Raw genomic sequence first — 20,862 nt, forward strand, 5'->3', positions numbered from 1 at the left:
GGCATCCCGCGTTCTACCAGGAGCTTCGTTGCCTCCCACACCCAGTCCACATCGTGATCAAGCTGAAACCCTTGCCCCGCAAGCTACCTGAAATCATGTCAAACTGGACCTAACTTTAGGGCAGTGGCGCTTCTGGGCATTCACGCGGCTTTGCCCCTCCCACCTGAATCAGACACGTCGCTGTCTGCGCAGTTGCCGGAGTACGTGCAGCGCGATGTGGACACCGAACTGCGCGCAGCTGTTGGCGACGCGATGCGCCGCAGCGCTTTCGTCGTCCTGGTGGGGTCGGCGGCGTCAGGCAAAACGAGATCCGCGTTCGAGGCCGTACGCGCAGAACTCGCCGACTGGCGCATGATCATCCCGCCGACAGCAAGCGATCTCGACGAACTTGTGCTCTCCGGCCTTCCACTGGACCACTGCGTCATCTGGCTCGACGAGCTTGCCCGCCACCTGGACTCCGGAGCGTTGAGCCTGCGCACCGTCCACAAGGTGCTCGCGCAGCAGGCCGGCCCGCTTCTGGTCATCGGCACCATGTGGCCGACAGACTATGACCGGATCAGCGAGCAGCACAGCATCAATGAGCGTGCGCCGAAGCTGGGCGGCGGCGCCGCAGCCATCCTGCGCCTGGCCACCAGGTTCGACATCGCCTCCGCGTTCACAGCATCTGAGCGCCAGCGCGCGGCGAAGATCAGCGAATGCGATCCCCGGATCCGCGAGGCGATCGAACATTCGACGAACGCAGCGATCATCTCAAGCCTGGCTTGCGCACCCGAATTAATCCGGCGCTGGGAACAGCCCAGCGACCCTGTGGGCGCGGCCCTCATCACGGCCGCGGTCGAGGCGCGCCTGTGCGGCCACCCTGCGGTCATCCCTCCCGGGCTGCTCAGGCTGCTTGCCGAGCAGTATCTGACCAACGCGCAGCGCGCTCAAGCGCAGCCCGACTGGTTCGACAAAGCTCTTCAGTGGGCTCTGCACCCGGTGCGCGGTGACGTCGCCGCCCTCACTCCGTCGGCACGCCGTGTCGGCGAGCTGGACGGCTATCAGGCATCCGACATCCTCACGCACCGTTCGGCTCGGCGTTACGCATCGCGCCGACAGTCGCCGGCCAAGCCCTGGGATGTCCTGGTCGCGTACGCGGACCGCGTCGCGTGCGAAGTCATCGCGATGTTCGCCTTCTCGTCCGGCTATCACGACCACGCTGAGGCCGCATGGACCCGGCTGGCGGACGATGGCGATACAAACGCCATGATCGCTCTGGGAACCGCACGCCAGGACGCCGACGACAGCGAGGCAGCAGCAGCCTGGTACCGCCGCGCGGTCGATGCAGGGGAGAAGGAAGCCATGGCCCCTCTAGCGGTTGCCCTTGAATTCCTTGGTCGCACCGACGAGGCGCGAGAGTGGATTCGTCGCGGCGCAGAAGCCGGAGTGCCCGGCGCGATGGTCGGCCTGGGCAGAAACCTTGAGGACGCCGGCGACTCCGAGGGGGCACGGCACTGGTACGAAGCTGCGGCGGCAGCCGGAGACCACGGCATGGGCATGCTCTTCCTCGGCACCATGCTTCGCGATCAAGGAGACCTAGAGGCGGCATGTGAGTGCCTGCGCGAAGCCGCTGATGCCGGGCGGGCATACGCGGAGCCTTATCTCCAAGGGATCCCAGTCCCCGTCGGAGTGACCGACGCCGATCTCATGAAGTATCAAGAGTCCGTCACCAGGCCCTACGCTGAGCCGGCTTTCCTCCTCGGTCAGATCTATCGGGCGCAGGAGCAGTTCGAAGAGGCAAAGACGTGGTTCCACCGTGCCGGGACCCTCGGGCACGGGGAGGCAATGGTGAACCTCGGTGAGCTCCTGTGGAATGACGACGAACACGAGATGGCTTTGACATGGTTCAGGCCGGCCGCAGAGGCTGGCTCGCCCGAAGCCATGCTCTACGTGGGCATGATCCTCGACGAATCGGAGGAGACCGCGGAAGCGGGAGAATGGCTTAGAAAAGCCGCCACAGGGGGATTCCCGGCGGCGCTGGGCCGCTACGCGATCTACCTTCACGAGCAGGGAGATCAAGAGGAGGCGTTGGAATGGGCGAGCAAGGCCCGCGAGGCGGGTGACCCAATAATCGACGCGTACTTCGCGGCCGTTGGCGGCGCTGGCACCGCACCGCAAGTACGCGTAACGGCTCTCGAGCCCGACAGCCTCAACGACGCCATCAATTGGACCCCGCTTGCGCACACGTGCGGCTGCGTCGCGGAGTGGGGGTGGGACGGTGAACACGCTGATCCACTGAGTTTCATCCAGTGGTGTTGCAACATGGTAACCATGGAATGCCCGTGGCACGCAACCGTGACCGTCGCGGACGGCAGGCCGCCCTTGTTCGTCTGGCACGGACCCGAAGGTCCCGCGTTCTTCGCTCGGATTGCATCCGGCGTACAGGCGGAGCTCGGACAACGCATCACGTCGGCGATCCGAGAACTGCTTGCGATGACGGAAAGCGGTGATCAGGCCGGTATCACCGCAGACATCCCATCTGAGTACCGGGACTGGCTCGAATCAAACGGTTACAACGTGGCCGAGGCATGGCTCAATAAACGCCTGACGGACCTGGTCCTCAACCGGCTCGCATGAGGCATGGAGCGCACGCACGGAGATCATTAGAGCAGCCAATACCGGGTGCACAGCGGCCAGCCGTGTTCGGTACTGCTTGCGTAGCGAATTCGATGTGTTTGAATGTAAGCATACTAGCTCAGACAGGTATGTACCGTCCTCTTCTGACTTATCGGACCCCGGTGCTGGGAGAAATCTGGGAGATGATCAAGAGATTCCCGCCCAACCAGGCCAATCGATACCAAAGCATCCCGAAGTCTTGACCTGCACTTATGGCTGGAATTGAACCTCTGGCCTCTTCGCTTACGCTGTTCGGGACGAAGAGGTCGTGGATTCAAATCCTGCCGCCCCAACGGGATAGATGAACGAAAGGGGCTGCCGCATGGTGAGGCACGAATACTTGGAGGCAACTTAGGTGTCACAACCCACTGTGACGTTGATCGCGGCCTCGATCGCAGCTGGTGCAGCGCTCGTGACGCTTGTATCCAACCTCTTAGGGTCGCGGCGGGCAGAGATGCGCGCGGCGCACCGTCTCTACCTCAACCCCCTTCTTACCGATCTAGGGGATGGGGTTCATTCCTGCCTCGCCTGCGCCAACGTACTCCGGAAGCGTGCGTCATTGGGGCAGGAGCAGGGCGCATGGATTGAACGTGGTGCAGCCGGCTCGGCTCTCCTCAAGGCCGTACGCCCAAAGGTTCAATATGTACTTTATGGGCTGGACGAGCCGCTTCGTGTGGCATCACGGATCCCGGAATGGGTTGCAACTTATAAAAATGTTCCGGGAACGAATGCGGATGACCTGCTGAAGCAAGCCAAAGGCTTGGCGGCAAATATTGATCGAGTGGTGCGGCGCTCATATAGACGTGGGTTACCTCCGAACGCCTGGCAGCGATGGCGAATTAACAGACAAGCGTCGGTGGTGAGAGCGCTATGGGAGAGTCGATTTGGTGGGATCGCTCGCCACCCAACTCAGACAAAGAGCTAGGCGAGCTGAACCAACGGCAACATGAAGGCCACGGCTGTGCAGCACGCAGCGGGTCGGCTCACAGTTGCTCACCGCGGCACACGGTGATGCGGCGGGCCAGGCTGTTCGAGCGTGGCTTGGGTGCTCGTGGCTGAATAGTGGCTATGAGCCCGCTACGAGCTCCAGAAAAGGGATTCTGAGCTGGGCTTATCCCTGTGCCGACTGCTGCCCTCTCAAGGCAGTAGCGCGGGTTCGAATCCCGTCGGGGCTACTTCGGTAACTGGCCGGTCACTTCGTGTGATCGGCCTTTCCGCAGTTCAGAGGGCACTTTCCGCTTCGTGCGCATGGACCGGTTCGCTCCCCATGGACGGCCAGATCGGTCCATAGCTTGATATTCTCGCAGGCCAGAGGCATTCGATCTTGCGCGGGTTCGACACCCAGGGTTTGTCCGGTTTGCCGCCTGTGGGACTGTTCCGCGACACGTCCGGGTGACGGTGTGAGCCTGTCGCGTTACAAGGTCGCCCGCGCGCGGCATCTGACCGAGGTATGGATCTGTCCGAGAGTGATCTGGCGGCGCTGCGCGAGTTGTTGGCCGCGCCCGGCACGCCCGTTGGCCTGGCGGCGCGGGCGCGGATCGTGCTGCTGCGCGCCACCGGCGGCACCCGTGGCGAGGTTGCGGCGCAGTGCGGGGTGTCCTTGCCGACTGTGGACCGCTGGGTGTCCCGGTTCGCCGAGCAGGGCGTGGCGGGATTGGTCGGCCGCTCCAATGCTCGCCGGCAGGTACCTGGCTGGGTGCGCCGCCGCGTTCTGGAGCTGGCCGCGTCCCCGCCGCCGGCCGATGTCGGCCTGGAGCGCTGGACGACCCGGACGCTGGCGGCATACCTGGCGCAGGGCGAGGGTGCCCTGGTGTCGAACAACTACATCGCCTTGGTTCTGCGTGAGGCGGGGGTGCGCCTGGCGGCGCCGCCACGGTCGCCCATTCGCCGGGAGCGGCCTAGTGCGCCGCTTGACGTGTACGTCGAGTTCGTCGTCGTCGACGGCCCGCCCGCGCGCGCCCTGCGCGAGCGTCAGACCGAAGCGATCGCTGCCGTGCTGCAGTGGTTTCGGGACCACCCGCAAGAGTCATAACCTGACGCCTTCAGACCGCGTGTCGCCGGTCTGAAGGCGAGGCGCGGAGCTTCCTTCGGCCTCAGCATGCCCATGAGGCGGGGCGCGGCGGCTCGTCTCCGCTCTCGAGCGGCCGACCGCACGACTGCTGCTATCAAGCGGCTGCGCCATGCGTTATGCGTGGATGGGAACCGGGAATTGTGCGGCGCTGACGCGCACGACCTTGTAGGTCGCGGGGTGATGGCCGCCAGCCGCAACCGAGGTGTCCCAGAAGTCCGTCACGAGCGGCGGCCTGTTGCTGAAGGCGACCTGGTAGTCGAACAGCCCGAGCGGCGGCGGCGCGACGTACTGGAAGGTCGGGGCCTCGATCACGATGGCGGGCACCTGTGTGATGCCTGCGAGGAGCAGCGCGGCGGCGCGGTGGTTGCCGTCCCGCAGGAAGTACCGCCCCTGATAGTGGGCGACCTGGACGTAGCTGGTGGACGTGGTCACGAGGAACGTCACGGCCTGCACCTGCCGGGGCGGCAGGTTCGGCGCCGTCGCGGCGAGAGTGGGATACGCCTGGCCGCTGATGACCCGCAGGTTCGGGTTGGCCGAGCTGATCGTGATGCTGTCCTGATCGGTGGTGATCGCGAACGGGGCCGTCGGCTGCCCCACCGGCAGACACACCTCGATGAGCGAGATGCCGAAGGACATGCCGAACTCGACCACCGTCTGCGGGCGCGGGGCCCGGATCAGCGTGTATAGGAGGCGCCGGCCTCGGCGGTGATCGGAATGAATAGCGTGGACCAGGCGTCCGCCCGCTGCTGGGTCGTGAGCTGATCGAAGTTGCCGGGCCGCCAGGACAGCACGTCGCCTTGCTATCGCGTGAGGGCGAACATCTGGTCAAGTGCCGTGGCGACGCGAGGGGCGCGCAGGGTGCTGCGAGTGCTCAGTGAGGTCATGCCCGCTAGAGTAGGTGAGCTCGATGCGGGTTTTCGCCTTGGCGGCGGTCACATCATGCGTGCTGGTTGGCGGTCGCGCATAAGGGTTTCACATGCGTGCGTGCAGGGCGGCTCATGGCTGCGGGCGGCGCGGGGCCAATCGCCCTGCCGCGCGCTCTGTCGGGCTCGGGTTGGCGCCACAACGGCATCGCCCCGGCCCGGACTGATAGTCGTCGGGCTGCTCCCGCCCCGGGCGCACCACCGGAGGCGGTGGTTGGGGCGAGGACCAGGACGGCTCTGTGTTTCTCGGCGCCCCCTGGCGGTTTGCGTGCACCGCAACGAGAGCTTCCCGCTGTTTCTGCCGCTGGGCGGCGCGTCACTGCGTGTCGTAGGCGAGTAGGTAGAGGCCGGCGTTGCCTGCGACGCAGAGCTTGGAGTTGTCGAGCCAGGTGCAGTCTCGCACGGGCTGTTCGACTCGGAGTGCTGTTTCGCAGGTGGCGGTGTGCGGGTTCCAGATCCGTATGGTGCCGTTCGTGCTGACGCTGGCTATTCGCTGGTTGTCAGGGGAGATGGCACAGCCCCAGATCGGGCCGGTTTCGCCGGCCAGTACGGCGCGTTCTTCTGCGGTGTGAGTGTTCCAGATCCTCATGGTGCGGTCGAAGCTGGCCGTCACGAGCCATTCGCCGTTGCTGGAGATGCCGCAGTCGCTGACTCGGCCGGTGTGGCCAGCCAGGGTGGCGAGGGCCGTGCCGGTGGCGGTGTCCCAGATTCGTATGAGTTGGTCGGTGCCCGTCGATACCAGCCAGGTGCCGTCCGGGGCGATGGCGCAGCCGAACAGTTCGCCCAGATCGCCGCCGATGACGTTGCGCAGTTGACCGCTGGGCATGTCCCAGAGCCGCACGGTGCCGTCGGAGCTGGCGGAAGCGAGCCAGGTCCCGTCCGGTGGGAAGGCGCAGCGATTGACCCAGCCGGTGTGGCCGGTCAGGGTGGCGCGCGGTTCCTGCGAGCGTTCGTCCCACAGGTGGATCAGGCCGTCTACTCCGCCTGAGACGAAGTATGCGCCGTCGGGCGCGACGGCTGCGGATCGCCCCCATCCGGTGTGGCCGGGGAAGCTTGCGTATGACGCGGTGGGCACGTTCCACAGGCCGACGGTGCCGTCGGTGTTCGCGGTCACGATTCGGGTGCCGTCCGGTGAGGTGGCGATGCCGCGCATCGAGACGGTCGTGACGCACGATCGGGCGTCTGCTTCACGGCCGGTGCTCGCCGCTTCGTGGTTCGTGGATACGCCGTGTTGCCGGTGCCAGATGCGCACCATGGTGTCGGAGCTGGCGGAGGCGAGCCAGGTGCCGTCCGGGGAGACTGCGCAGCTGTTGGCCCCACCGGTGTCTCCGAGCAGGGTGGCTTCGAGGGCTGCGGTGCGGGTGTCCCAGATGCGGACGGTGCGATCTGCTCCAGCCGAGGCGAGCCAGGTGCCGTCCGGCGCGATGGCACAGCAGGTCACTGCATCGGCGTGGCCGGTCAGAATCGCGCGTTCGGTGGCGCTGGCGGCGTCCCAGATGCGTGTGGTGCCGTCGGTTCCGGTGGAGGCGAGCCAGGTGCCGTCCGGGGCTATCGCGCATCCGGTCGCGGCGCCGTGGTGGCCTTGAAGAAGTGCGCGTTGCGTGCCTGTGTGCGCGTCCCAGATGCGTGTGGTGCCGTCGGTTCCGGTGGAGGCGAGCCAGGTTCCGTCGGGCGCTATCGCGCATCCGGTCGTGGCGCCGTGGTGGCCTTGAAGAAGTGCGCGTTGCGTGCCTGTGTGCGCGTCCCAGATGCGTGTGGTGCCGTCGGTTCCGGTCGAGGCCAACCAGGATCCGTCCGGCGCTATCGCGCAGTGGGTGACAGCGCACTGGGTTTCCAGGGTGCGCTGTAACGCGCCGGTGGCCAGGTCCCAGATGCGCATCGTGCCGTCGTCTCCGGCTGAGGCCAGCCAGGTTCCGTCCGGTGCGATCGCGCAATCCCACACCCAGCCGAGGTGGCCGCGCAACGTGGCGTGCACCGAGCCGGAGTCCACGGCCCAGATGCGGATCGTGCTGTCGAAGCCGGTGGAGGCGATCCATCGGCCGTCCGGTGAGGCGGCGCATCCGCGGACCGAGCTGGTATGGCCTTCCAAGGTCCTGTACAGCGCAGGGTCCGGCTGGTCGGGAAGCGGCCAGACCGGGGTGAGGTGCGCTTCTGCCAGTACCGATCTGGCGCACGCGGCGACGTGATCGCCCGCGGCAGTCCCGTGGAGGCGGGATAGGAGGGTGTCGGCGAGGCTGGGTTCCAGCGGGACCAGGAGGTGAGCCGCCTGTCCGATGGCGCGGCGCAACTGCCCGGCGAAAGCATCGTCGGCCAGGGCGAGGTCGGCTCCCACCGCGACGGGGCCGTATCGCTCGACCCTGGCCAGCAGCCAGCGCGGGTCGCGGACGAGTGCTGCCAGTTCGGCTCGCTGGCCGGACTCCGCGAGGTGGTGGCCAAGGTAGCGCCACAGGTAGTCGGCTTCGTCGGGCAGCAGCCACCACGGTGTCGGGTCCGTTGCGGTGCGCGGGAGCGGGCCGGGTAGCGACCGGGCGGCATCGAGCAGGCACCGGTGCCGCCCGGCCAGCTCGGTGGCGCCCTGGTGGTGACGCAGATAGCTGCGAAATACGTCGTGCATCCGCAGCGCCGGACCGCCGAGGTGCCATGATCCGATCGCGAGTCGCATCGAGATCAGCTTGTCGCGCAACCGGTCGGCGGCACCCCGCTCCAGACTGCCGGTCGCCGCCCACAGCAGCGCGAGGATGTCCGCGGGTATGTCGACGTCCTCGGGGAAGACGCTCAGGTCGAAGTAGCGTTCCCGTTCGCTCGGGCTGAGAAGGTCCAGGCTTGCGCGCACGCTTGCAGCCACCGCCGTCTCCCTGCTTTCGGCGTCACCGAGGTCGAGGCCTGCCGGTCCGTCGGCGGCCAGCCGCCGTGCCACCCAGTCGCCGGCCTGCTCGACGGCGGCCCCCTGCCGCTGCTGCTCGCGGATCGCCGCGTTCACCAGCGACAGCAGCAGCGGCCAGCGACCGGTCAACTCCAGCAGCCGGCCGACGATCGCGGGGGACATCCCGCCGAGGCCGTTCGTCAACGTCAACACGGCTTCGCCGTGTTCCATGGCGTCGACCAGCACGGATCTCGCGGTGCGGGGGAGGACGGCGCTGTTGCGGGTGGTCACCAGACGACGGCAGCGTCGCGCACCGATCAGGAAGGGCCGTAGCTGGGCGGCGCTCCACACGTCATCGATGACCAACATCATGTCCTGCCGCTGCTCCAGCAGCATCCCGAGCCGGGCGCCGGCCAGTTCGGGGTCGGAGACCGTTGCGGGCTGCCCGGTCAGCAGCTCGCACAAGCCGTTGATCTTGTTCGCGAGTTCGGCGCCGGCGACGTGTTGGCCCAGTGTGATCCAGAGAAGTCCGCCGGCGAACCGATCTTTCAGGCGCTCGTCGGAGAGGCAGAGATGGGCGGCTAAGGTCGTTTTGCCGAAGCCGCCGGCTCCCTCCAGCGCCGTGGTCACCGCGATCACGTCCGAGTCCGGCGCGGTCAGGGCCTCTCGCAGCGCGCGCGCCACGGCCGGCCGCTCGATGACCGGACCGGTCGGCGCGGGAGCCATCCAGGGCGTTTCTTCGCGCGGCTGGCGGATGTCGCCGATGACGATGGTGCCGACGACGCCCGTGTTCGCGATGTTGATTCCACCGGTGTTGCGCTGGTCGATGTCGCCGGTGGGCCGGACCGTTTCACTCACGCGGACGTCCCAGGCGGCTCGGCGCGCAGTGTGATGTCGCCGATCGCGCCGGTGTTGGCGATGTTCAACCCTCCGCTGTTCGCGGTGATGACTGCTCCGGTGCCGATCGCCTGCGCCCAGTGCCGTCGTGCCGCCGGCAGCGCCGCGTAAACCTGCTCGACCAGAGCCCTCACTTGTTCGGCCGCGTCGGGCTGTTCTTCCAGCAGGTCGCCGAGCCGTACGCGCCACACCTGCACCAGTGCCTCGCGCACCTCGTCCCCGTGCTCCGCGTCGGTGCTTTCTACTTGCGCTGCGGCTTCGTCGAGCCGGTTGGCCGCGATGCGCTCACGCTGGGGGTCTCCGTGTGCGAACAGCTTGAGGAATCCGGCGCGGGCAGCCTTCCACGTGTCTGTCGCGGCGGCACTGACAAGCGTCGACGCTCCAGACAGCGCCAATGAACTCCACCATTCGCCGGCCATGGCACTCCCCTCACAGACCTCTGACTTACCATATCGGTCGCACGGCTGCAAGAAGTTGTCTTCGTGTGCTGTCTTCGTGCACAGTTTCAGTGTGGTCGTTGTCGCGGACGGAGCCCTGACCGGAACCTGGATCGGCGACGACAAAGCCGTCTACTACGTGCGCCACGAAGCAGGAGCGCTGTGGTGGGTGGGCCTGAGCACCGACACGGCGATGGGGGCCGAGGATTTCCACCTGGGGCTGAGATTCGCCAACGTCTTTCGGGGCCGCCTCGTCGGCGAAGCGGTGATCGGGGAGTTCGTGGACACGCCGCGCGGGGACGTTCCCCAGAACGGGACGCTCGATCTGGCCGTGGTATCGGTCGGCGAGATGCGCAGGCTGCGTGAACTCGGAGGCTTCGGCGCCTCGGCGTGGCACAGAATCGAAGCCCCGGCACGCGCGCAGGCCGCAGCCCGGCTGGCGGAACTGGTCCGCGCCGATGGACCGGCTGATCAACGGCGCCTCGTATGCGCGCAACACGTCGTCGCTGAAGGCGTCATCGTTCGAGGTTTCGTCTCAGACAGGGACGACATCACCTTCGCGCTCAGGACCGAGCGGAACGTCTGGGAACCCTGGGGCGCGCAGGACGTCACGCCTGAGCAGGCAGCCGCCGCGCTCGACCACCAGGGCGATGTCCTGCAATGCACGCTCAAAGGGCAGACGGGCACGACGAGACTTCCGGGGTGGATGCAGCGCGACGCAAGCAGCGTCCTGTTCTCTAACGGCAGGCCGATCAACGGATACGCCGACGCCGCACCGGACGGATCAGTGCGCGTCTTCGGCCGGCACATCGCCATGGGCACGCGGGTGCGGGTCGCCGGATGCCTGACGATGCGGCGCTCATCAGCGTCGGCGGAGCCAGGCGAGGTCGCCATCTACCCGGTGTACGTGCTCGACTTCGTCGCGCCCGTCGCGCGGGGCACCTATACCGGAGTCTGGTGTGCGGACGACGGCGGCACCTATTATCTGCGGCAGATCGGCGACGTCCTCTGGTGGCTCGGCATGAGTCACGACCAAGGCCGATCCTTCACCAGTGTGTTCAGCGGCGTGCTCGTGCCCGACGGCACCGGCACTGTCGTCCACGGGGAACTGGTCGACGTCCCGCTCGGCGCGCGCCGGGACGCTCGACCGATCAGCCTGCATTCGACGCAGCCCACGACGTTCACGGCCCTGGGGGAGAGGCCGCGCCGGTGGTGGAAGCTATCCGACCATCTGGGCTCGTGACTGCCGGATTCGAGCCCAGTTGATACGGAAAGGGGGATACGGATGCGTGTCGTCTCGGTGCTCGGCGGCCGCCCGCATCTGGTCAAAAGCGAGACCATCCACCTCGCCCTCGAACGCAGTGACATCCGGCACGAGACGGTCGAATGCTGGCTCGGCCCGCTGAGTGACTATCCCTGGACGAGCGCGGACTTCCAACTGCCCGCTCCCCTCGAGGTGATCAGCGAACAGAGCGCGGGTCGCCTTGCCGGACGGCTACGCCGGTCAATGGCCTCGGTCCGGCCACACGTACTTCTGCTGTACGGCGACCTCGACGTGACGCTGCTCGCGCTCGGCATCGCGCACCAACTCGACATCCCGACGGTGCACATCGAGTCGGGATACCGCACCGGCGATCTCGCCGACCGCGAAGAGTTCATCCGCGTCGCCGTCGACCACGGGGTCACTCACCGTGTTGCCTTCACCTCCTCGATGGCCGCCAACCTGCACGCGGAAGGCATCGACCCCGGCACGGTCTCCCACTATGACAACCCGGCCCTGTTCACGATGGCCCGCAGGCTCAGACGACCTGACGGTGCCCCCGCCGCGGCGCCAAGCCGCAAGGCCACCGGCCTGGTGACGTTCCATCGCGACGAGAATGTCCTCGATCCGGAGCGACTGGTCCGGATCGTCGGCTGCATGGAGGCGCTCGCGGCCAGCTTCGCGCTGACGATCGTGTTGTTCCGCCGCACCGACCTCCAACTGCGACGCCTCGGGATCCGCGACCGGCTCGAAGCCCTCGCGGCAACTGCCGCCGCCGTGCGGATAAGGCCCACGTTGCGCCACGAGGAATACGTCGCCGAGCTGAGCCGGGCCTCGTTCGTCATCACCGACTCGTCCACCGTGCAGGACGAGTGCGCGTTTCTGGGCACGGACTGCTTCGTGCTGCGCCAGGCCAGCCCTCGCGCGGCCGACTTCCCGCCGACGACCAGGATCGTCGAGTCGATCGAGCCGGCGCAGTTGGCCTCTCTCGCCGCCGCGGCCGTCCAAAGGCGCCGCGAAACTCCGGCGAAGCCCGACGTACTGGCCCGCGGCTACGATTCGACATTCGTTGAGCTGCTCAAACGACTCACGACCACGGGCGGGTCAGCCTTCGAAGCGCTCCCAGAGCGCCCGCGCCCCAATAAGGCGTCGAGTTGAAGTCGATGACGAAGGCCTGACTGGCGTCATCGACGATCACGTCAAACGCGCCGAAACCGATCCCGCGGTACTGCGCCAGTTCCACGACAGCCTTCTTCACCGCCGTCGGCACCAGGTCCGCGTCGACCAGCAGCGAACTGTCGGCCGGCACCCGGTCCACCGCACGGCCGGTCCGGTACACCATGAATGCCATGGCGTCGCCTAGACGTATCGCCCGATAGATCTGCCCGTGGGGGTTCGACACATAGTTCTCGACGACCAGGTCGGGACGGGTCCAGACCGCCTCATCCAGCTCGCAGCGCCTGGCCACGAGGTACTCGGGGGGCTCGGGAGCGCCCTTGCCCGGTCCTACGTCCAGACCGGTGTCACGCTGTTGGGAAAGCGTTTCGGGTACCCCACCGTAGTTCCGGTCGGTCTTGACGATGACCAGGTCGTCAGGCGGGCCGGACTGGTCGGCCACCGTGGTCGGCAGCCCCAGTTCCCCGCAGGCATGTTGAAGGCTCCGCTTGGAGATGTCCACGACATCGTGGTTGATCACCGCGATGCCATAACGGACCAGGCGCGCCGTCAGTTCACTTCGATCCAGGGGCACGTCGCCGGCCCAGGTCAGATCGACGTGGAAGATGAAGACCGCGGCGTCTGCGGGCACGTCGGCCAGGACATCTCCGGCACGGTCGCCGCGCCGGGCGACGAACCGGGTCGCCCGGGGCAGTAGCCGCTGGAGCAGATAACCCGACCAGGAACTGTGGTCGTAGATCAGCACCGAACGTCCACCAGAACCGTATGAGGGCACGGATACAGTATTACAGCGGGTGTGCGGAACGCGACATCGGGAGGCCTGCATGTCAGAGAACTACGATCACCCTCCGATCGGCAGGGCGACATCGGCAGGCGTGATCGAGTACACCGATGTGATCGTGGCCCGGTTCGTCGGCTATCGGCCGCTGGAATGCGACCTTCGCGTTCCGCCCGGCCGCGGCCCCTGGCCCGTGGTCATCTGGGTGCACGGTGGCGCGTGGCGTACCGGTACACGCCACGACCACCGCGGCGCGTTCGGGCTTCACGAACGGCTGCTCGCCCGCGGTTACGCCGTCGCCGATGTCGACTACCGGCTCAGCGCGGAGACGGTCTACCCCGGCCAGCTCCTCGACATCCAGGCCGCAATCCGGTGGGTCCGCCGGTTCGCCTCACAACTGTGCGTCGACCCGAATCGGTTCGCCGTCTTCGGTGACTCCGCGGGCGGGCATCTCGCTGTGCTTGCCGCGCTCGCCGTGACACCGGCCGACGGCTCGGCCGCCGTTCACGCCGTGGTCGACTGGTACGGGCCGACGGACCTCACCTTCCCCGACGGCCCGCCCACTGCTGACGATCCAGCAATTGCGCTGCTCGGCGGGCCGCCCGCCGACGTTCCGGAACTGGCTCGCTTGGGCAGTCCCGTCTACCAAGCCCACCCCCAAGCCCCGCCGCTGCTGTGCGTCCACGGCACCGACGACCAAAACGTCCCCTTCGCGGCAAGCCAAGCTCTCGTCGCCGCATGGCAATCCCACGGCGCCCACGCCGAGTTGATCGCCGTGCCGGGCGCCAAACACTGCTTCAAGGGCTGCACCGACATCAACACGCTTGTCGAGCAATCCATCGACTTCCTCGACAGGACGCTCTACAAACCATCGGTGCCTCCCGAGCAGGTCACGTGTACTGACCTCGACGGCACATCCATCGCCGTGAGCGGCACGTCGGACCGGATGGTGCGGATGTGGGACCTGCGAACCAGACAACAGATCGGCAAACCCCTTACCGGACACACCGGCGGCGTAAGCGCAGTGGCATGCACGATCCTGGGCGACATACCCACCGCCGTAAGCAGCAGCTGGGATGGAACCCTACGAAAATGGGACCTGCGCGCCAGGCAACAGATCGGCCAGCCCATCGCCGGACACACCGGCCCAGTAGAAGCGGTTGCCTGCACAGTCGTCGACAGCACGTCCGTAGCCGTGAGCGGCAGTTTGGACCGGACGGTGCGCATGTGGGATCTAGGCACCGGGCGCCAGATCGGTCAACCACTCGCCGGACATACCGGCGGCATAAAGGCGGTGGCGTGCACGACCCTCGGCAACACACCCATAGCTGTCACCGGTAGCGAAGATCGGACCGTACGGGTATGGGACTTGCGCATCAGGCGTCAGATCGGTCAACCTCTCGCCGGACATACAGACGGCATAAATGCGGTGGCGTGCGCGGTCGTCAACGACACACCCATCGCCGTAAGCGGCAGCGGTGACCGGACGGTGCGCATCTGGGATTTAGGCACCGGGCGCCAGATCGGTCAACCGCTCGTCGGACATACCGGCCCGGTTGAGGCGGTGGCCTGCGCGGTCCTCGACAGCGCACCTGTCGCCGTCACCGGCAGCGGTGACCGGACGGTACGGATCTGGGACCTGCGCAATGGACGGCAGATCGGCAAACCCCTTGCCGGACACGCCGACGGCGTAAGCGCGGTGGCGTGCGCGGTCGTCAACGACACACCCATCGCAGTCAGCGGCAGCCTCGATCGAACGCTGCAGGTATGGGACCTGCACGCCCACACGACGGACTAAGCATGCTCACCGGGAGCGACTCGTCCCGGAACCGGCCTGGCGCCGGAGGCGTCAGCATACCGATCTCGTGTTTTCAAAAGCAGGCGCCGATTCGCCACCCCTGTGGCGGGATCTGTGTACTCCCAGCGCGGCCACGACCAAGCCGCGGTGTCACGCTCACACGGCGGAGCGGTACGGCCGAAACGTTACACCTCAGCTGCGGCACTAAGACCATTATAGAGCCGCGGGTCTGAATGGCGAGCGGGCTATCCCATGGTCATGAGATGAATCGCTGCGCGGCGATCGCGAGAACCTGCAGGCCAGTGGCCTGAAGACCGAGGACCGATCTGGCTGGTATCCCGTCGAGCCTTCGAACCCTCGCTTCGAGGTGTCTGTCGAGGCGCTCTTGCGGTGTGCTCTCGCAACTGGAGGGCGATTCTCCTGGCTGTGCCCATCCTCCCCTTGCGTCGCCAGTGTGATAGATCGTCTAAAGCCGTCCACTCACCCTACCGTGCGGTTGATAAAGGCCGGACTGACGCTTCCCTCACTCGGTCTCGTTTTGATTACGCGATAGGCGCTTTCAGCACACTCGAGATCTAAGGCAAGTAAGGTGACCTTTTTTCCTCCCCCTCTTGATGGGTTTAGATACGGGTGCGATACTATTGCTATATCCTGACGAATCCACCACTTTGAAAGATCTCCCGAAGCGCCTCGGTCCAGCCTAAAGTCGCCGAAGAGGCTGATTAGCTCCTTTTCGGGGCCGTCCACAGTGGCGACATATGTCCATCCACGATGATCGTTCCAAGCGGCGCAGTCTTCGACAAACTTCCCAATGGAATCAAATAGTGGATGGAACTCGTCGACCCACGAGCAGCCAATAATTCCAGATAGCGACATTACAATACTGCACTGGGCAGTGTCGTGCTTTGCCACCCTGAAGAACCGCTCGCCATTACTTGATTCGCGAATCTTGGGGTCCGGACCGCAAGTAAGTTCGATAGATCCTTCAAGTGCACCACCTGGAACCTGGATTTTGTGACCTTCGTAATATTCTTTGAACCAGCCTATTAATGGCTGAGGGCTATTCGCTGTAGCTGAAACCGCCGCATGGCCCTCAAGATTTCCCAGCCTTACGCCGTCCGACAGCTTCGACCAGTCAAATGGTGGGTCGGCAAATGAGTCCAAGAAGCGCCTTGCGCGCGGTGAAATTTCAATTGCTGATTGACTCAACTCGAAGGGCTCGCTTTCAGGTAATCAAAAAGACTTGTGCAATCAGGGCACAATGGCTTTAGTTCGCCATGTACCTCCGCCGGATACTCTTGTGTTCCGCCCATTACGTGAATCGCTAGGCCATGGGAGCCATATATCGAGGCGCCTTGGCGCTCAATATCGCACAAGCCACCGATTTCTGCACAGCCACCGTGGTGTCCCGTTGCCTCGACAGCTGTCCGGACCGCTGGAGTCAGATCTTCGAGTGATCTCGGCATACTCAAGCCAAATCCATGCGTGCCGTCTTGAGCCACGACTTCGGCGGCGACGTTTGTCCTCCCGATATTTTCATCAGCGTAGTTTAAGAGTTCGTCGGATGCGCCACCAGCCTCAGAATCAATGTTACCCTCGATTGCGTTCGCCCGAACGTTTGCTTCTCCGCCACCAGTCTTGGTCCCGACGCGGGACATCGTTGCTGTAGCGGCGTCCATGAAGGCGGCTTTGTAGTGGCCTTGGAGGAGTTCTCCGTCGGCTTTGAGCCCTGTAGCGGTGGCGTAGACGCTGCTGCTGGCTTCGGCGAGGAGGTTGTCGCCAAGGGCGAGTCCTGCGGTGACGACGTCGAGGCCGGGTATCTCCGCGGTAGCGAGGGCGATCACGTCAAGGACCGGGGCGATGAGCGATGTGATTTGGGCGATCTCGCCGGTGATCCCGGCGATTTCTCCGGCGGCGTCGGAGATCATCTCGCCGAGTTTCTGCCACCAGTGTTTGTTGTGGATGCCGGCGTTGCCGCCTGCGGCGATCGAGTCGGTGCAGGCGCGTGCTGCGGCGAGCCGGTCGTCGCATGCCTGCTGGGCGGTGGCTTTGAGGGCGTTGAGCCGTTGCTGGGCGTCGGCGACTTTGCTCTGTGCGGTGCTTTGGGCGGCCAGGTGGGCGCTGGTGTCGGCGCCGTGGGCTTGCGCGGTTTTCAGGTCTTGTTGGGCCACGGTGAGCTGGCCTTGGGCGGTGGCCAGTTCGTCGTGGACCTGAACGGCCTGGGCACAGGCCTGGTCGGCGTTGGTTTGGGCGGTTTGGAGTTTGGGCCAGTAGGCGGTCAGGGCGTCGCCGACCATGCGGTAGGAGGTGAACAGCTTTTGCAGGTCGTCGGGGAACGTGGAGAAGGCGGCGCGGAAGGTGTCGCCGGACGCGCCGATCCATCGCAGGGTGATCTGGTCGCCGTTGAGGCTGAGCACGTCCTTGTGGGCGCGTTCGACGTCGTCGGCGAAGGTGTGGAAGCGCGTGGCGAGGTCTTGGACGGATTCCACGACTCCGGGAGTCGGGTCCTGGTCGAGGCCGAGGACCCACCAGTCAGTCGGCCGCGCCACCGTGCCTCCCCGTGCTGGGCGCGTCTGGTACGAGCGGTTCGCGGTTACTGGGCACTCGGGCCACCTTGGCTGGGACCGGTGGCGGCGTTGAGCTGGTCGGCGAGTTGTTGGTCGGCGGAGCGGAAGGTGTCCACGGATCCCTGGGCCATGTCGGCCAGTGCTTTGGCGTTGCCGTCGATCTTCGTGCGTCCGTCGCGCCAGCCGTCGGCGAAGTCGTGCAAGGCGCCTTCGACTTCGGCGGAGCCCATCTGCCCGTCGTGGCAGTGCGCCCAGTCCTGCGCCGCGTTCATCCGGGTCCTGATTGATTCGAGGCTTTTGGCGAACTGTTCCAACCCGTCGAGGTCCACCGCCAGGCGGCCGTTGCCGGACACTGAAATCTGTCCCCTCTCGGCTGTTGATCGCGTGCCGTGCGATGACGCGGTGCTTTATCTAACGTAGGGGAACACAGAGCTCTGTATCAATCGAACATGCAGGTTGTGTCGCGCTTGGTATCGTGGCCGGGACGATTTCCAGGCGGGCGGCCCGCTCGCCGACGTGTCATGGGGCGGTGTATGGATCAGGGCTCTCTCTCGGGGGTGGATGCGGGATCCTGCTATGCCGTGGATTGGCCGGACGGCTGGGTCGAGGTGCCATTGCGTGATCCCCGTGCGGCTGGCGAGGCTGTCGGCGGGATGCTTGCCGCGGGGGTCGCTCCGGCTGGCGGGGTTGCTGCCGCTGAGGTGATCGGGGTTCTGGAACAGTTCGCGACGCATGCTGCCCGCGCGGCCGCGGGCGGTGGTATTGCGCTGTACGTTCCGCCGATCCGATCTGGGCGGCCGACGCTGCCCGCGGCGATTCAGATCGCTGAGGTGGCGTTCCCTCTCGGGGCGGTGCGGGATCCGGATGTCTTGGTCGCGCGGGTTCTGGCGCGCGATTCTGGTGCGCAGTTCGGCATGCTCGATGGAGCGGCCGGGGTCAGGGTCGATACGGCTGACGCTGCGCGGGACGCGGGTGCGCACACAGTGGCGCGGCGTATCGAGTACATGTTGGCTGTCCCGCACGGTGGTCAGAGCCGGTGGTTGTCGTTCGCGTTGACCTTTGCCAGGGACATGGACCGGGCTACGGCAGAATCGGTTGTGGGTGCGTTCGATGCGGCGATGGCGACTTTGCGCTGGGCCGATCCTGCGCTGTCGCGTCCCGGCCCCGATGCACTTGACGGCCGTTGAGACGGATCACGCGGAGAGGTCCTCGTTGGGGCCTTGCCGCCGCCTACGGCGGGCTGGTGCCTGGCGCTGGAGTATCGCTCGTGATCGGGCGCTGATGCGGTACCGACTGGACTTCGCCGCAGACGGGAACAGCGCCGACGCATGTCACAGCGTGTCGGACGTGTAGGTGGGCAGGCCGAACTGTTGCGCTAGCGGGAGTTTCCGCAGATCTTGGTCGTTTTACCCCTGCCGTGCTGGTCAACGGCGGCGTACGGTCCGATATGTCCGTATGACCTACGTGGCGGGGGCGTACCGGTCGAGCTGGAAGATCGAGGCGAGTCGGTCCTGGTCGGGGGTGGTTTCGGTGAGCATCCGCCGGACCTTGGGCCGTCCTACGCCTGCGGCGGCCGGGTAGATCAGGACGGTCTCGCCGATCCCGGCGAGCTGGTCGAGCAGGGCCCGCACCGACAGATGGAGCCCGGCCCTGCCGGCTTCGCGGCGCATCAGGTGCGCGATCTGGAGGGCGAGCACACAGGTGAACACATGGACCCGGATGTTGTGGTCGGTCCAGTGGTACATGGGGCTGAAGGAGACGACGTGAGGGTCTTTGAGCTGCCGGAAGGCGAACTCGGCGTCGCTTTGGGAGCGATAGGCCGCTACGACCTCTGCGATACTCCACGCGTCGCGGGTGGTGACCAGGACGCGTTTGCCGAACTGTTCGCGCTCCAGGGATGCCCGCACCGTGATATCGATGTGCCAGGTCAGCCGAAGCCCTTTGGGGTCATCTCCGGTGAGCGTCCAGACGATGACGCGCCGCACCCAGGTATCGTGGCAGATCTCTTCGATCTCGCGCTCGACCGCTTCGCGCGCTCTGCGGGTGCGCCCGCGCTCCAGGCGCGCGGCCAGTTCCCGTAGCCGGGCCCCGGCTTTGCTCAGGCTCTGGTCGAAGCCCTGGGACTGTTTGGCGTGGAGGTTCGGCGAGTGCGTCAGGATTACGCGATACTTCCGGCCGTACACCTCGCGCCGGCGTTGGAACGCCGTCAGTTTCCCGAACCGTTCCCCGTCGACCACGCGCCGCGCGGTGCCCGATACTTCCAGCAGGTCAGGGCAGTCGCTGGGTGGGATCGAGCCGACGAAGTGCAAACCGGTGGAGGCGAAGTGCGTGAAGTTCTCCTGCGAGTTCTGCCCCGCGTCGAAGACCACCGTCAGTTCCCCGGGTGCGTCCAGGCCCACACCCGGCGCGATCGCGTGGTACCGGCCGACCAACTGGTCGACCATGGTGGTGAACTGGGTGACATCCGGGCGGTTGCCCGGGTAGGGGTGGCTGACCAGCGGGATCCCGCCATCGCGGGTGACCACCAGGCCAAGTCCCACCAGGCGCAGGTCCGCGCGTTTCTGCTTGGCCTTGCCGCGCTGCGCGATCGGGGCACGCGCGTTCGCGGTGTCGATGTAGGTGGCGAAGTTGGTCATGTCCAACGCCAGGGAGCGCACCTCCAGGGCGTACTGCTCGACCATCGCGACCGCGACACGCCGCTCCACCTCGGCCAACTGCTCCACGGTGATGCTGTGCATCGCGTCCCAGAACCTGCGATGGTCCAGCGCCGCGGCCGGGATCCGGGTGAACCGGTCGGCCGCCGTGCTCTTCCACCAGTCGGCGAACCCCGCTTTCGAACCAGGTTCCACCAGGCGGCCCAAGGCCGCGAGCACCAGATAGGTACCCCTTGACACGCCCGCCCCGCGCGGATCAGGGCCGGTCACCGCGTCGATGATGCCCGTGACACCGAGCCGCTCAAGCACCCGCCAGCCAGCAGCCACGGCACCGAATGCCAAGTGCCGACTACGCTGCGGCATCACCGCGTCCTGCCCGCTCTCAACGGCGGACGCGATCTCAGCAGCCGTACCCAGGTAACGCTCGGAGACCATCGTCGGCTTCCCGTCGACCCGCGCCATCTCCCGCAGATACCAGTACGTCCGATCGCCGGAACGCTTCGCATACAGACTCGCCACGAATATAGGTCATACGCCCATCACGAGATCGACACGGCGACCAACACGCCCCACGGCCAGCATCACCACCCCATACGCCACGGTCCGAAGGGTCTGTGTCTCTTTTGGTGGGCTTTGGTCTATTTGGAGTATCGGCGAATCAGGGGTCGGACTTTAGGGCGTGTCGCCGGTTTTCACTCCGGCGGCCGAGTCCCGCTCCGGGTGCAGTCGGCCGTCGAAGGCCATCTCGAAGGCGTTGAGGACCGGCTTCCACCGGTTCGACC

Annotated in this window: 14 protein-coding genes and 1 tRNA gene; 7 read left to right on the top strand and 8 right to left on the bottom strand. The window is 66.0% G+C overall.

Going from position 1 to position 20,862, the window contains the following annotated elements; all coding sequences use genetic code 11:
• The first annotated feature begins 123 nt into the window (after nucleotides 1-123).
• The 3 genes from KGA66_RS22425 to KGA66_RS22435 all read left to right on the top strand — a co-directional run bounded on the left by KGA66_RS22425 (nucleotide 124) and on the right by KGA66_RS22435 (nucleotide 4,687).
• Nucleotides 124-2,616 carry a tetratricopeptide repeat protein gene (locus tag KGA66_RS22425; protein WP_211470282.1) on the top strand — a complete coding sequence of 831 codons (2,493 nt, stop codon included), beginning with the start codon at nucleotides 124-126 and terminating at the stop codon, nucleotides 2,614-2,616.
• Nucleotides 2,617-3,737: 1,121 nt separating this feature from the next.
• A tRNA-Ser gene (locus KGA66_RS22430) sits at nucleotides 3,738-3,830 on the top strand.
• Between the two features lie 275 nt (nucleotides 3,831-4,105).
• A complete protein-coding gene (locus KGA66_RS22435) occupies nucleotides 4,106-4,687 on the top strand; it encodes a helix-turn-helix domain-containing protein (RefSeq protein ID WP_211470284.1) in 582 nt (193 codons plus the stop codon).
• 153 nt (nucleotides 4,688-4,840) lie between these two features.
• Here KGA66_RS22435 and KGA66_RS22440 read toward each other — a convergent pair whose 3' ends face one another.
• The 3 genes from KGA66_RS22440 to KGA66_RS22450 all read right to left on the bottom strand — a co-directional run bounded on the left by KGA66_RS22440 (nucleotide 4,841) and on the right by KGA66_RS22450 (nucleotide 9,828).
• The gene (locus tag KGA66_RS22440; protein ID WP_211470286.1) at nucleotides 4,841-5,362 is read right to left on the bottom strand and encodes a ParB N-terminal domain-containing protein; all 522 of its coding nucleotides are present in this window, start codon (nucleotides 5,360-5,362) and stop codon (nucleotides 4,841-4,843) included.
• Between the two features lie 603 nt (nucleotides 5,363-5,965).
• Nucleotides 5,966-9,370, bottom strand: coding sequence for an NB-ARC domain-containing protein (locus KGA66_RS22445; protein WP_211470288.1), 3,405 nt, complete (start codon nucleotides 9,368-9,370; stop codon nucleotides 5,966-5,968).
• Nucleotides 9,367-9,828 carry a hypothetical protein gene (locus KGA66_RS22450; RefSeq protein ID WP_211470290.1) on the bottom strand — a complete coding sequence of 154 codons (462 nt, stop codon included), beginning with the start codon at nucleotides 9,826-9,828 and terminating at the stop codon, nucleotides 9,367-9,369. Before KGA66_RS22450 ends, KGA66_RS22445 begins: the two co-directional genes overlap by 4 nt.
• Nucleotides 9,829-9,904: 76 nt before the next feature.
• Here KGA66_RS22450 and KGA66_RS22455 point away from each other — a divergent pair, with 76 nt between their 5' ends.
• Together KGA66_RS22455 and KGA66_RS22460 are read left to right on the top strand one after the other, a co-directional pair.
• A complete protein-coding gene (locus KGA66_RS22455; RefSeq protein WP_211470292.1) occupies nucleotides 9,905-11,089 on the top strand; it encodes a hypothetical protein in 1,185 nt (394 codons plus the stop codon).
• Nucleotides 11,090-11,131: 42 nt separating this feature from the next.
• On the top strand, nucleotides 11,132-12,265 hold the full coding sequence (locus tag KGA66_RS22460) for a UDP-N-acetylglucosamine 2-epimerase (protein WP_211470294.1): 1,134 nt from the start codon (nucleotides 11,132-11,134) through the stop codon (nucleotides 12,263-12,265).
• Here KGA66_RS22460 and KGA66_RS22465 read toward each other — a convergent pair.
• On the bottom strand, nucleotides 12,195-13,058 hold the full coding sequence (locus KGA66_RS22465; protein ID WP_211470296.1) for a hypothetical protein: 864 nt from the start codon (nucleotides 13,056-13,058) through the stop codon (nucleotides 12,195-12,197). The two genes, KGA66_RS22460 and KGA66_RS22465, sit on opposite strands and share 71 nt — an antisense overlap.
• A gap of 49 nt (nucleotides 13,059-13,107) precedes the next feature.
• On the opposite strand from KGA66_RS22465, the gene KGA66_RS22470 reads away from it, so the two are divergent.
• The gene (locus KGA66_RS22470) at nucleotides 13,108-14,859 is read left to right on the top strand and encodes an alpha/beta hydrolase fold domain-containing protein (protein ID WP_211470298.1); all 1,752 of its coding nucleotides are present in this window, start codon (nucleotides 13,108-13,110) and stop codon (nucleotides 14,857-14,859) included.
• Between the two features lie 480 nt (nucleotides 14,860-15,339).
• On the opposite strand, the gene KGA66_RS22475 is transcribed toward KGA66_RS22470, so the two are convergent.
• The 3 genes from KGA66_RS22475 to KGA66_RS22485 are packed head-to-tail and all read right to left on the bottom strand — an operon-like array spanning nucleotide 15,340 to nucleotide 17,779.
• On the bottom strand, nucleotides 15,340-16,023 hold the full coding sequence (locus KGA66_RS22475) for a hypothetical protein (protein WP_211470300.1): 684 nt from the start codon (nucleotides 16,021-16,023) through the stop codon (nucleotides 15,340-15,342).
• A gap of 41 nt (nucleotides 16,024-16,064) precedes the next feature.
• The gene (locus KGA66_RS22480) at nucleotides 16,065-17,408 is read right to left on the bottom strand and encodes a hypothetical protein (protein ID WP_211470302.1); all 1,344 of its coding nucleotides are present in this window, start codon (nucleotides 17,406-17,408) and stop codon (nucleotides 16,065-16,067) included.
• 44 nt (nucleotides 17,409-17,452) lie between these two features.
• On the bottom strand, nucleotides 17,453-17,779 hold the full coding sequence (locus KGA66_RS22485) for a hypothetical protein (RefSeq protein ID WP_211470304.1): 327 nt from the start codon (nucleotides 17,777-17,779) through the stop codon (nucleotides 17,453-17,455).
• A gap of 228 nt (nucleotides 17,780-18,007) precedes the next feature.
• On the opposite strand from KGA66_RS22485, the gene KGA66_RS22490 reads away from it, so the two are divergent.
• The gene (locus KGA66_RS22490; RefSeq protein WP_211470306.1) at nucleotides 18,008-18,613 is read left to right on the top strand and encodes a hypothetical protein; all 606 of its coding nucleotides are present in this window, start codon (nucleotides 18,008-18,010) and stop codon (nucleotides 18,611-18,613) included.
• Nucleotides 18,614-18,886: 273 nt separating this feature from the next.
• Here KGA66_RS22490 and KGA66_RS22495 read toward each other — a convergent pair whose 3' ends face one another.
• Nucleotides 18,887-20,599, bottom strand: a complete 1,713-nt coding sequence (locus tag KGA66_RS22495) for an IS1634 family transposase (RefSeq protein WP_211470308.1) — start codon at nucleotides 20,597-20,599, stop codon at nucleotides 18,887-18,889.
• Between the last annotated feature and the right edge of the window lie 263 nt (nucleotides 20,600-20,862).

The sequence above is a fragment of the Actinocrinis puniceicyclus genome (assembly GCF_018283645.1).
GTDB lineage: Bacteria > Actinomycetota > Actinomycetes > Streptomycetales > Catenulisporaceae > Actinocrinis > Actinocrinis puniceicyclus.

Excerpts from the sequence above, each read along its gene's own strand:
- KGA66_RS22460 (WP_211470294.1), top strand. The coding sequence starts at position 11,132 with ATGCGTGTCGTCTCGGTGCTCGGCGGCCGCCCGCATCTGGTCAAAAGC.
- KGA66_RS22450 (WP_211470290.1), bottom strand. The coding sequence starts at position 9,828 with ATGGCCGGCGAATGGTGGAGTTCATTGGCGCTGTCTGGAGCGTCGACG.
- KGA66_RS22470 (WP_211470298.1), top strand. The coding sequence starts at position 13,108 with ATGTCAGAGAACTACGATCACCCTCCGATCGGCAGGGCGACATCGGCA.
- KGA66_RS22435 (WP_211470284.1), top strand. The coding sequence starts at position 4,106 with ATGGATCTGTCCGAGAGTGATCTGGCGGCGCTGCGCGAGTTGTTGGCC.
- KGA66_RS22440 (WP_211470286.1), bottom strand. The coding sequence starts at position 5,362 with ATGTCCTTCGGCATCTCGCTCATCGAGGTGTGTCTGCCGGTGGGGCAG.